8 protein-coding genes are annotated in these 11838 nt (G+C 71.0%); 4 read left to right on the top strand and 4 right to left on the bottom strand.

Going from position 1 to position 11838, the window contains the following annotated elements:
* Window positions 1–134: 134 nt before the first annotated feature.
* Together ACFWVE_RS33675 and ACFWVE_RS33670 are read right to left on the bottom strand one after the other, a co-directional pair.
* Window positions 135–1073, bottom strand: coding sequence for an alpha/beta hydrolase (locus ACFWVE_RS33675; RefSeq protein WP_384022637.1), 939 nt, complete (start codon window positions 1071–1073; stop codon window positions 135–137).
* Window positions 1074–1804: 731 nt separating this feature from the next.
* Entirely contained in the window at window positions 1805–3508 is a 1704-nt protein-coding gene (locus ACFWVE_RS33670; protein WP_384022640.1) for a hypothetical protein, read from the bottom strand.
* Window positions 3509–3787: 279 nt separating this feature from the next.
* Here ACFWVE_RS33670 and ACFWVE_RS33665 point away from each other — a divergent pair, with 279 nt between their 5' ends.
* Window positions 3788–4609, top strand: a complete 822-nt coding sequence (locus ACFWVE_RS33665; protein WP_384022634.1) for an SAM-dependent methyltransferase — start codon at window positions 3788–3790, stop codon at window positions 4607–4609.
* Between the two features lie 123 nt (window positions 4610–4732).
* On the opposite strand, the gene ACFWVE_RS33660 is transcribed toward ACFWVE_RS33665, so the two are convergent.
* Complete coding sequence (locus tag ACFWVE_RS33660) at window positions 4733–5665, bottom strand: helix-turn-helix domain-containing protein (protein WP_384022632.1); 933 nt, start codon at window positions 5663–5665, stop codon at window positions 4733–4735.
* Window positions 5666–5831: 166 nt separating this feature from the next.
* The gene (locus tag ACFWVE_RS33655; protein ID WP_384022629.1) at window positions 5832–6062 is read right to left on the bottom strand and encodes a DUF397 domain-containing protein; all 231 of its coding nucleotides are present in this window, start codon (window positions 6060–6062) and stop codon (window positions 5832–5834) included.
* 385 nt (window positions 6063–6447) lie between these two features.
* On the opposite strand from ACFWVE_RS33655, the gene ACFWVE_RS33650 reads away from it, so the two are divergent.
* The 3 genes from ACFWVE_RS33650 to ACFWVE_RS33640 all read left to right on the top strand — a co-directional run bounded on the left by ACFWVE_RS33650 (window position 6448) and on the right by ACFWVE_RS33640 (window position 11777).
* Window positions 6448–6993, top strand: a complete 546-nt coding sequence (locus ACFWVE_RS33650; protein WP_384022626.1) for a hypothetical protein — start codon at window positions 6448–6450, stop codon at window positions 6991–6993.
* A gap of 543 nt (window positions 6994–7536) precedes the next feature.
* Window positions 7537–10263, top strand: a complete 2727-nt coding sequence (locus ACFWVE_RS33645; RefSeq protein WP_384022623.1) for a SpoIIE family protein phosphatase — start codon at window positions 7537–7539, stop codon at window positions 10261–10263.
* A 146-nt stretch (window positions 10264–10409) separates the two neighbouring features.
* Window positions 10410–11777: an FAD-dependent oxidoreductase gene (locus ACFWVE_RS33640; RefSeq protein ID WP_384022620.1), complete on the top strand. Its 1368-nt coding sequence runs from the start codon at window positions 10410–10412 to the stop codon at window positions 11775–11777.
* The last annotated feature ends 61 nt before the right edge of the window (window positions 11778–11838 follow it).

Below are 11838 nucleotides of genomic sequence, written 5' to 3'. Positions count from 1 at the left end.
ACCACCCATCAAACCCAACACATGGTGGGTGGGGGGGGGTGTTTTTTTTACACCCCCCCCCGCCCCCCCCCGGGGGGGGGCGCCCGGGCCCCCCCCCCCCCCGCCACCGGAGCCTGTCGGTGTCCGACGGGATGTCAGGAGGTGTGCGGGCAGTTGCCCCGCGACTCCTCGATCGTGAGGCTCCGCTGCGGCAGCGGGCACAGGAACTGCTCGTAGCGGGTGTCGTTGTCGATGAACCGCTTCAGCCACGAAATGCTGTACTTCGCGATCGTCGTGTTGCTGGAGTTGGGCGTGAAGTGGGAGGCGTTGTTCAGCTCCAGGTAGGCCCGGTCGAGGGAGGACGGCAGGCCGGTGTAGAGCGGCTCGGCATGGCTGGAGACCGGGGCGACCGTGTCACCGTCGGCCCCGAAGATCAGGGTGGGGGTCCTGACCTCGGGCCACGTCTTGTCGAGGTTCCAGGGCGTCAGCGGGATCGACGCCTGGAGCGAGGGCCGGTCCTTCGCTGCCTCGAGGCTGCCGCCACCGCCCATCGAGTGGCCCATGACACCGAGGCGGCTGCTGTCGACGCGGCCGCGGACCGCACTGCGCCCGGTCAGGTAGTCGAGCGCGGCGAGCAGCTGGTCGCCGCGGGAGGCGGGCTGGTCGAGGGTGGTGTTCGTGTCGATGGTGAAGACGACGAATCCCTGGGAGGCCAGGCGCGGGCCCAGCCAGGCGATGGAGGACTCGTAGGCGGTGTAGCCGGGCGAGATGGCGATCGCGCCGAACGTGCCGTCGGCAGTGCTGCTCGGGTAGTAGATGGTGCCCCCGCCGAAGCCGGTGACGGAGAGCGAGGAGACCGAGGTCTCGGAGACGGCGTACGGGCCGCGCAGCGCCTCGATGCTGGACTGGGTCGGCGCCGGACCGCGCTCGTAGGGGTTGTCCGCGGCGTGCGCGCCGGGACCGGTGAGGGTGGTGAGGCCGACGACGGCGGCGACGGCCGCGGCCAGTCCGGTCAGCCGTCCGGCCCTGCCGCGCCGGGCGCGGGAGGGGCGCGTGGTCGGGCCTGCGGTGCCGGTGTGGGGGTGCTGCTGCACGGCGGGTGGTCCTCTCTGTCGCGGCGGTCCGCCCGGTGGCCGGTGCACGGGGTACGACGTGGGAAGTGACCGTGCGCCGGCCGTGGGCGCCGCCGATGGGCTGGCGGTTGCCACTGTCGGAGAGGAGGGCGCCCACGCGGACCGGCAATCTCACCGGTCTCATCGGCCCGGCCGCCCGTCGACAGGACGGCAGGACGGCAGGACGGCAGGACGGCAGGACGGCAGGACGGCAGGACGGCAGGACGGCAGGACGGCAGGACGGCGACGATCGGCCGAGGGCCGTCGGTGTTCGGCACCGCGTGTGCCGGCGAAGCCGGGGGGCGAGGAGGCGCGGTCACCGCCGGAGTCGACGCCGACGGTGACCGCCGTACGGAAACGCACCCGCCCCGTACATCACCCGCATGGCCCTCCCCGGACGTCGTATCGGCCCGCGCCGTGCTCGTATGGAAGCGGCCTGCCTACCCGGAGGGAGCTGGGAATGCACGAGATGTGGTGCGGTGCGGACACTTCGGGGGAGCTTGTGTGGCATGTTCTGACCACCGACAGAACGACCACGCTGTGCGGGGTCGAGAAGGAGGACGAGCCCCGTCGCCGGAGCGCGACGGACCGCCATTGCTTCCCCTGCATGGAGTCGTTCCAGGAGGTCGTGGAAACCCACTGACGCCCCCGGCACGCCGTTCCGCCCCCGACGCCCCGGCGCCGGGGCGTCCGGCCGTACCAGCGTCTTCGGCTCAGGCGCAGTGGCAGTCGTCCCGGGTGGTGTCCGCGTCCGCGCCGGAGGCCGTCGGACGGGTGTCCAGCCGGCAGAAGCAGGACGCCTCGATCGGTACGTCCGCCAACGCGGCCGCCGCCTTGAGCTGTTGGGCCACGATCGCGGCCTCCCCCGTCCTGCCCGTACGCGTCAGGCACTCGTAAAACCCGTGCAACGCCCAGACGTTCCCCGGGTGTTGCAGCGGCCGGGGCAGGGTGGGATCGAGGCCGAGGTCCGCCCGGTAGACCGCCTCCGCCTCGTCCACGCGGCCCTGTTCCAGCAGCAGGGCCCCGTACGCGTGCCGGGTGGGCTGCATCCAGCCCCAGGGCTCGTCGTAGGGGAGGTTGTCGTCCAGCTCGATGGACCGCTCCAGTGCGGCGAACGCCTCGTCGTAGTCGCCCTTGCGGTAGGCGAGTTCGCCGTCCAGCATCGCGGCCGCGATGGCGAGGACGTCCCGGCAGGTGTTGTTGAACAGCATGCGCGTGTCCGGCACCCGGTCCACCGCGGCACAAAAGCTCTCCCGCTCTGCCTCGGCCCGGTCGATCTCGCCGGTCGCCGAGAGGGCGACGCCACGGGCGTAGTGGAGCATCGCGGTGGTCGCGCGGTACAGCGCCGGGTCGGCGGGGAACGGCAGCGCCAGGATGTCGTCCCAGCGGCCGAAGCGGATGAGGACGTGGAAGCGCATCGCCAGGAAGCCCTCGAGCCAGTCGGCCATCGGCGGGCTCTGCACCCTGAGCAGTTCCTCGGGGACGGCGGCTTCGAGCTGCGCGGCGGCGTCCAGGGCGATCTCCGAGAGGCCCGCGAACATGGCGCCGTAGATCCTGAAGTGGTGGTTGTGGGCTCGGTAGAGGGTGTAGAAGTTCATGGCGCCGGACCGAGCGAGGTACTTCTCGTCGGCGGCGACCGCGAGGGTGTTGTCGGACACGACCCGCCGGTAGTCGCCGCACAGCACCTCGAGGTGCGAGGGCATGTGGCGCAGATGTCCGGCGTCGGGTACGGCGCCGCGCAGCCGGTCGGCGACCATGAGGGCCGCTTCCGGAGTGGGGGACATCTCCATCAGGTGGATGTACAGGTGCACGACGCCGGGATGCCGGGCACCGCTGTCACCGGCGAGCGCCCGGTCGAGTACGGCCTTGGCCTCCAGGGTACGGGCGCCCGCGGCGGGGCCGCCGGTCTTCAGGTCCCAGAGCTGCCAGGGGGTGAGGTTCATCAGGGCGTCCGCGCAGAGCACTGCGACGTCCGGGTCGTCGGGGGCGCTCTCGTACACCGCGAGCATGCGGTCCGCGTAGGGCTCGTTCCACACCGAGCAGTCCTCGACGACCCGCCCCTGGGGGTAGCGGGCGCGCAGGGCTCCGATGAGGGCCCGCTCCACGGGGGTGGCTCCCGCGGCCTTCTCGTGCGCCGATTCGACGGCGGCATGGGTGCGTTCGACGCTGCGGATGAGGTCGTCGTTGTCGAAGGCCTCCCAGGGCTTGTTGTAGTTCGGGCCGAGAGCGTAGGCGATGCCCCAGTAAGCCATGGCGCAGCCGGGGTCGGCCTCGGCCGCCCTCTCGAAGCAGGCGACCGCTTCCTCGTGGTTGAACGCATAGGTCCACAACAGCCCGCGTTCGAACCAGAGTTGGGCCTCGGCCACGGAGGTCGTCACGGGGCGGCGATAGCCGCCCAGGTCGTAGTAGTCGTCCATGGCGTCCATGGCTGTCTCCCGGGAAAGCGACTGAATCGGCCGGCCGGCCCCGCCCGCCGCATACGCCGACGGGGATGAAACCGACGATACCGGCACACCCGCACCGATACAGATCCTGACGCAACGCAACCACCTGCTGACAGCAGGTACTGACAACGATGGCCCACCGCCTCTTCGGCGTCTTGTCCGCCGACGGGCTGGCCCCACTCGCGCAGCGCTACCTAGGATGTACTCCCTGTCCAGCCAGTCCAGTTGGCGCGGCACTCCGCAGGGGGAACGATGCACACCGGCAATCAGCTGTCCACCGAGATCGACGCAACCGTGCCGACAGCCGCACGCATGTACGACTATTACCTGGGCGGCAAGGACAACTATGCGGCCGACCGTGCCGCCGTGGAAGAGCTGGACAAGGTGGTGCCCAGCACGCGCCGCCTGGCTCTGAACAACCGGCGCTTCCTCCAGCGGGTCGTCCGGATCCTCACGCAGGAGTACGGGATCCGGCAGTACCTCGACCACGGCTCCGGCCTGCCCACCCAGGACAACGTCCACCAGGTCGCCCAGCGTGTCGACCCGACCACCCATGTGGTGTATGTCGACAACGACCCGATGGTGCTGGTGCACGGGCGCGCGCTGCTGGAGCAGGACGAGCGCACGGTGGTCATCCAGGCCGACATGCGGGAGACCGACTCGATCTTCGGCCACGCCGAGACGCAGCGCCTGATCGACTTCTCGCAGCCGGTCTGCGTGCTGTTCAACTCCGTGTTCCACTGCATCCCGGACAGCGACACCGACGGCCCGATCGCCGTGGCCCGCCGGGTCCGGGAACGACTCGCGCCGGGCAGCTTCCTGGTGATGTGTCAGCTGGTCAGCGGGGACCCCGAAGTCCGCAAGTCCGTCACGGAGTTCATGGACCAGGCGACCCGGGGACACTGGGGCCGGGTGCGCACGGAGAGCGACGTCGCGTCGTACTTCGAGGGTCTGGAGGTACTGGAGCCGGGATTGGTGGAGGTGTCCACCTGGCGTCCGGACACCGAGGTGGTACCCCGTCAACTCACCCAGGAGTGGATCGAGTTCGGCGGCGTGGGCCGGATCCCTCTGTAGGTTCCGCGAGCGCGTGCCCCGCCGCGCGGTCCCGGACACGCCGACGCCCCTCGCGCGCGACCCCGGTGGTCCGGGGCGGGCAAGAGGCGTTCGCGCTGCGTTCCGGCCCGAGGCACCGAGGTGTTACGTCCCGGACTGCGGCTCCGGGTAGCGCTCCCGCATGGTGGCGCGCAGCAGGTCCAGGGATTCGCGGGGCCGCAGGGCCTCGTCGGCGAGGCGGTCCAGCGCGATCCGGTACTCCTCCGTCTCGTCGAGGTCCTCGAGGAAGTTGGCGCTCTTGATGTGCTCCAGATAGACCACGTCGGGCAGGTCGAGGCCGCCGAAGCGCAGATACGTCACCGGGATGGCGGGAGCCGACGCGTTCGTCACGCTCAACGGCACGATCTGCACGGTGACGTTGGAGCGCTCGGCCATCCGCATGAGGTGGGCGAGTTGCTCCCGCATCACCTCGACGCTGCCCAGCACACGCAGCAGAACCGACTCGTCGATGACCGCCCACAGCTGCGGGGCGCCCTCACGCATCAACAACGCGGCCCTCCGCATTCGGAGTTCGACGCGACGCTGCACCTCGCCCGCCGGCGCGTTGGGCAGGCCGCGCTCCACCACCGCACGGGTGTAGGCGGCGGTCTGCAGCAGACCGGGGACGTACTGGATCTCGAACGTGCGGATGGTGGCGGCGGCCTCCTGCAGTCCGACCAGCCGGTCGAACCACTCGGGCATCAGCCGCTTGTCGTACCGCTGCCACCAGCCCGGCTCTCCGGCCCGCCGGAGCAGTTTGAGCAGTACCGAGACCTCGTAGTCGTCGGTGCCGTACAACTTCAGCAGGGCCCGGATGTCGTTCTCCGTCGGCGGGCGGCGGCCCTTGCCGGACTCGATGCGGGACAGCTTCGCCGCGCTGAAGCCGACGGAGCGCGCCGCCTGGTCCTGGGCCAGCCCGGCGTCCTCACGGAAGCCGGCCAACTGCACACCGACCAGCATCTTCAGCAGGGTCGGAGCCGGCTCGGGCCGGTCCAGATAGGGCTCCAGACGGGAGATACGATGCGACGCGGCGGACATCCTGACTCCCAGCAGACCGGCACAAGGGCGGTTTACACTATCGCACCTCAGCGTTCCACAGCGCATGTGCCCCGCAGAAGCCTTACAGAAGTGGGCAGTTGAACTCCACTTCACCGCTCCGGCACGACGGCGCGGACCGGACGCCTCATCGCGCCGGCCGGTCCCGTCAGACCAGGTGGTCGAACTCGCCGTCCTTCGCCCCGGCCAGGAACGCCGCCAGTTCCGCCGGCGTGTAGACCAGCGCGGGCCCGTCGGGGTCGCGGGAGTTGCGCATCGCCACACCCCCGTCCTCCAGCGGGGCCACCTCGACGCAGTTGCCCTCGGCGTTGCTGTGCCGGCTCTTTATCCAGCAGGCGTCCAAGGAACTCGCCCGCACTCCGTTCCGCACTCCTGGCACCGAAGCCTCCTTGCTGTTCCTGTGCACTGCCGGGCGGCGCCCGGCCGTTCGCCGAGGCGTGCCGGATCGCACTCGGTCCGCCCCGGTCCGCCCCGAAAAAACTTCACGCAATTTCTCATGCAATTGCACGCGAGCGTTCTCAGCGTGGATAATAGCGGGGGCGTCAACCCCCATGCTGGCGCCCCGTCCTGACGTCGCATCGGGGAGATGGCGTGTCCTCACCTGCGCACCAAGTGATCCGGCCGACCGTCGACGCCCCGCCCGAGACAGGGGGCCGGCTCCCGGCGCCCCCGGCACACAAGACACTCCGGGCCCGGCTGTCGGCCCGGCCGCCCGCCTGACCGTCCCCCCATTCGACACGACCGCCGCGAAAGGCACCCACGCGATGCGCAGCGCTTCTACGGAACAGCCGAGCAGCGAGCGCCCTGTGCGCCACACGTCCCCGACCGGAATGGCCCGTACGACACCGCTCACGTCACTGTCCCGCGTGCCGTGGCGCGACATCCAGGACTCCACCGGATCGGCGGCGGCCGTCCCCCTGCTGCTCAACGCCATCGCCTGGGGGGACGCCGACACCGCCCGGTCCGCCCTGGAGGATCTGCGGAAACGGATCTGCCAGTACGGCTTCGTGGTGGAGCAGGCGACGGCCGCCACCGTCCCCTTCCTCTGGGAGCTGGCGCAGCTGCCGCACGTGACCTGTCGTGCCGAGATCATCCGGCTGCTCAAGGCCATCGCCGACGCCCGGCAGTGGGAGAGCACCGCCGCCGCGTACCCCAAGCTGCTCAATCACCGCGAGAACCCGGTCGTCTGGGAGCGGGCTGCCCGGCAGGCGGTGCGCGCCCGGCGGGGTGACCTGAGCCGCCTGATGGACGACCAGGACACCAAGATCGCCCGTGCCACGACGGAGCTGGCCCTCGCGCTGGCGGAATGAGCCCCGCTCGAGCGCCGTTGGGGGACGAGCGCCGAGGGGGCCAGTGGCACGGGGAGCGGGCCGCGCGACCGGTAACGCACCACCGGTCGCGCGGTCCGTGGGGGCCGACCGCCCGCACCGAGGAGTGATCCCGTCCGGGCTGCTTCTCCGGTCCGGCCTGCTTCCCGAAGCGGTACTCCAGGTGGGCGGCGACGGCCTTCGCCCGGTCGAGGGCGCTGTGGCCGCCCCGGCGCTGCCGCCGGCTCGCCATCTTGTGCATCCGGCCGAAGAACGCCTCGGCGCCGTCGCGTCCTGGGCGGTCGGGGGCGACACCGGTACCGGCCACGCGACCGTCGGGGGAGACGGCCATGTCCGCGGTCACGGCGGATCCTCCTGCAAGGAGGGGGAACGTACCGCTTTCACTCCCACGTCGATCGGGACCCGGCGCTTTCGACATGCGCCGGCAGTTCCTCCGCCGACTGCTCAGTCCCCGGCTCCACGTCCCCATCCGGCCGAAAGCGCACGGTTCCGGGCTGTAGGTAAGCTCGGCACATGGTCCGACTGATGGGTCGATCCCTGGCCCGGTCGCCCCAGCGGCCCGGCACCACGGCCTCCGTACGTCGGCAGCGACAGGGAGGCGGTGGCTCTCGGTGGCGCCCACCGAAGTGGGTCCGGTCACTGCTGAGCGCCCGCAGCGTCGCCGGCCAGGTCTTCATCCTGTACGTCGTGATCGTGCTGCTGCTGGTCGTCTCCGCCGTCTTCGCGCTGGTGCTGCAGGTACGGCACGACAGCACACTGGAGGCCCGCAACCGGTCTCTCGCCGTGGCCGAGACCCTGGCCCACTCGCCGGGCATCGTCGAGGCACTCGAGTCGCCCGATCCCACCCTCCTGCTCCAGCCGCGGGCGGAGGCCGTCCGCAAACAGGCCGAGGTCGACTTCGTCGTCGTCATGAACACCGACGGCATCCGCTACACGCACCCGAGGACGGACCGGATCGGCAAGAAGTTCGTCGGCACTCTCCAGCCCGCGCTGGCCGGACGGCCGGTGACCGAGGAGATCACCGGCACCATCGGCCCGCTGGTCCAGGCCGTGGTGCCGGTGAACGACTCCGACGGCGTCGTCGTGGGTCTCGTGTCGGCCGGCATCACGACCGAGAACGTCGGCGGCGTCGCCGACGAGCAGCTGCCGCTGGTGCTGGCCGCGGGGGCCGTCGCGCTCGTGCTGGCCACCACCGGCGCGGCCCTGGTCAGCAGACGCCTGCTGCGGCAGACCCACGGACTGGGCCCGTACGAGATGACCCGCATGTACGAGCACCACGACGCGGTGCTGCACGCGGTGCGGGAAGGCGTGGTCATCGTCGACGACGACGGCACCCTGCTGCTCGCCAACGACGAGGCGCACCGGCTGCTCGGCCTGCCCGAGGACGCGGAGGGCCGTGACGTGCTGGATCTCTCCCTCGACCCCGGCACCGCCGACCTGCTGTCCTCGGGGCGGGTCGCCACGGACGAGGTGCACCGGGTCGGCGACCGGCTGCTGGCGGTCAACCAGCGGTCCACCGACCGCGTGGGAGGCCCGCCCGGCAGCGTCGCCACAGTCCGCGACTCCACGGAGCTGCGCGCCCTGTCCGGCCGGGCCGAGACCGCGCGGGAGCGGCTCGACATGCTCTACGACGCCGGTGTGGGAATCGGGACCAGCCTGGACGTGGCGCGCACGGCCGAGGAGCTGACGGAACTGGCCGTACCGCGGTTCGCGGACTTCACCACGGTGGACCTGTTCGAGACGGTGCTGGCCGGCGGTGAGCCGGACGTGGCGGGGTCGGTGCGCCGCACGGCGATGACCGGTATCCGCAAGGACACCCCGCTGTACCCGGTGGGCACCCAGACCCGGTTCGTCGGATCGTCCCCGCAGGGCCGCAGCCTGGCCTCCGGCCGGTCGCTCATCGAGCCCCGGCTGGGTGAGGCCCCTGGGTGGCGGGCGCAGGACATCGAGCGCTCGGGGCAGATCGTGGCGTACGGGATCCACTCGCTGATCACCGTGCCCCTGCGGGCCGGTTCCCTGGTGCTGGGTGTGGTCAGCTTCTGGCGTTCCGAGAAGCCCGAGCCGTTCGACGAGGAGGAGCTGGCCCTGGCGGAGGAGCTGGTCGCGCGGGCCGCGGTGTCCATCGACAACGCCCGCCGGTACACGCGCGAGCACAGCATGGCGGTGACGCTCCAGCGCAGTCTGCTGCCGCGCAGCCTCCCCGAGCAGAGTGCGCTGGAGATCGCCTACCGCTATCTGCCCGCGCAGGCCGGGGTGGGCGGCGACTGGTTCGACGTCCTGCCGCTGTCCGGTTCGCGGGTCGCGCTGGTGGTCGGCGACGTCGTCGGGCACGGGCTGCACGCGGCGGCCACCATGGGGCGGCTGCGCACGGCGGTGCACAACTTCTCGGCGCTCGACCTGCCGCCCGACGAGTTGCTGGGCCTGCTGGACGAGCTGGTCGGCCGCATCGACCAGGACGAGACGGAGGACGAGCACAGCGCCCCGGTGACCGGGGCGACCTGCCTGTACGCCGTCTACGACCCGGTCACCCGGCGCTGCACCGTCGCCCGCGCGGGACATCCGCCGCCCGCGCTGATCCGTCCCGACGGCACCGTGCAGTACGCGGACGTGCCCGTCGGTCCGCCCCTGGGGCTGGGCGGGCTGCCGTTCGAGACGGCCGAACTGGAGCTGGCGGAGGGCAGCCGGCTGGTCCTGTACACGGACGGGCTCGTCGAGGACCGGGACCATGACATCGACGTCGGTCTGGAGCTGCTGCGCGAGGCGCTGTCCCGGGCCGGTGACTCCTCCGAGGACACCTGCCGGGCCGTGCTGGAGGCCCGGCGTCCGATCAGGGCGCGGGACGACATCGCCCTGCTCGTGGCGCGTACGCGGGCGCTCCCCGAGGACCGGATCGCCCGGTGGCCGGTGCCGTCCGACCCGGCGGCGGTCGCCGAGGTGCGTGCCACGATCACGCGGAAGCTGTCCGAGTGGGGCCTGGACGAGCTGGCCTTCACCACGGAGCTGATCCTGAGCGAGCTGGTCACCAACGCGATCCGCCACGGGGGCGTCCCCATCGAGGTACGGATGCTGCGTGACCGCAATCTGATCGTCGAGGTCTTCGACAACAGCAGCACGTCTCCGCACCTGCGGTACGCCACCATGAACGACGAGGGCGGGCGCGGCCTGTTCCTGGTGGCGCAGATGTCGGAGCGGTGGGGCACCCGCTACCTGCCGACCGGTAAGATCATCTGGGCCGAGCAGACCATCCCGTGATCCACGAAGGGCTGCCCGGGGATCCGTAAGGGCAGTCATAAGGTCCGCTTATGAGTCCATAGACCGGACCCGCGTACCAGGTTAGGTATGCCTTAGTTTAGGATTTCCGGCGAGGCTCTTGTCCATCGCTCGAAGGGAACCTGACCATGCCCCGCCCCCTGCGGGTAGCCGTCGTGGGATCCGGCCCCGCCGGGATCTACGCCGCCGACGCCCTGCTCAAGTCCGACGTTGCCGCCGACCCGGGTGTCTCGATCGACATCTTCGAGCGGATGCCGGCACCCTTCGGTCTGATCCGTTACGGCGTCGCTCCCGACCACCCGCGGATCAAGGGCATCATCACGGCCCTGCACCAGGTGCTCGACAAGCCGCAGATCCGGCTGTTCGGCAACGTGGACTACGGCACCGACATCCACCTCGACGACCTGCGCGCGTTCTACGACGGCGTGATATTCGCCACCGGCGCGACCGCCGACCGGGCGATGTCCTCCCTCCCGGGCATCGGCCTCGACGGCTCGTACGGTGCCGCGGACTTCGTCTCCTGGTACGACGGACACCCGGACGTGCCGCGCACCTGGCCGCTGGAGGCGGAGAAGGTCGCCGTGCTCGGGGTCGGCAACGTCGCCCTGGACGTCGCGCGCATCCTCGCCAAGACGGCGGAGGAACTGCTGCCGACGGAGATCCCGCCGAACGTCCACGAGGGGCTGCAGGCCAACAGGGCGCGGGAGATCCACGTCTTCGGCCGCCGCGGCCCGGCGCAGGCGAAGTTCAGCCCGATGGAGCTGCGGGAGCTGGACCACTCCCCCACCATCGAGGTCGTCGTCGACCCCGAGGACATCGACTACGACGAGGGGTCGATCGCCACCCGGCGCGGCAACAAGCAGGCCGACATGGTCGCGAAGACGCTGGAGAAGTGGGCGATCCGCGATGCCGGCGACCGCCCGCACAAACTGTTCCTGCACTTCTTCGAGTCGCCGTCGGAAATCCTCGGCGAGGACGGCAAGGTGACCGGCCTGCGCACCGAGCGCACCGAGCTCGACGGCACCGGCAACGTCAAGGGCACCGGCGAGTTCAAGGACTGGGACGTCACCGCGGTCTACCGCGCGGTGGGCTACCTGTCCGACAAACTCCCCAAGCTGCCCTGGGACATCGACTCCGGCACCGTTCCGGACGAGGGCGGCCGGGTCATCCAGGAGAACGGCGAGCACCTGGCGTCGACGTACGTCACCGGCTGGATCAGGCGCGGCCCCGTCGGCCTGATCGGCCACACCAAGGGCGACGCCAACGAGACGGTGGCGAACCTGCTGGACGACTTCGCGAACGGACGGCTGCAGACGCCCGCGACGCCCGAGCCCGAAGCCGTGGACGCGTTCCTCGCCGAGCACTCCGTCCGCTACACCACCTGGGACGGCTGGTACCGGCTGGACGCCGCGGAGAAGGCGCTGGGCGAGCCGCAGGGGCGCGAGCGGGTGAAGCTCGTCGAGCGCGAGGACATGCTGCGGGAGAGCGGCGCGTGACCCGACCCCGGTCGCGACGACGTACCGGCGGAGCGCCCGCCCGGTCCTGACGGACCGGGCC

Source organism: Streptomyces sp. NPDC058632 (genome assembly GCF_042717095.1).
Lineage (GTDB): Bacteria > Actinomycetota > Actinomycetes > Streptomycetales > Streptomycetaceae > Streptomyces.
This window is presented reverse-complemented; position numbering and strand designations above follow the sequence as displayed.

What these genes read in the sequence shown, in the direction of transcription:
- ACFWVE_RS33665 (WP_384022634.1), top strand. Translation starts at nt 3,788, where the DNA reads ATGCACACCGGCAATCAGCTGTCCACCGAGATCGACGCAACCGTGCCG.
- ACFWVE_RS33670 (WP_384022640.1), bottom strand. Translation starts at nt 3,508, where the DNA reads ATGGACGACTACTACGACCTGGGCGGCTATCGCCGCCCCGTGACGACC.
- ACFWVE_RS33640 (WP_384022620.1), top strand. Translation starts at nt 10,410, where the DNA reads ATGCCCCGCCCCCTGCGGGTAGCCGTCGTGGGATCCGGCCCCGCCGGG.
- ACFWVE_RS33650 (WP_384022626.1), top strand. Translation starts at nt 6,448, where the DNA reads ATGCGCAGCGCTTCTACGGAACAGCCGAGCAGCGAGCGCCCTGTGCGC.
- ACFWVE_RS33660 (WP_384022632.1), bottom strand. Translation starts at nt 5,665, where the DNA reads ATGTCCGCCGCGTCGCATCGTATCTCCCGTCTGGAGCCCTATCTGGAC.
- ACFWVE_RS33645 (WP_384022623.1), top strand. Translation starts at nt 7,537, where the DNA reads ATGGGTCGATCCCTGGCCCGGTCGCCCCAGCGGCCCGGCACCACGGCC.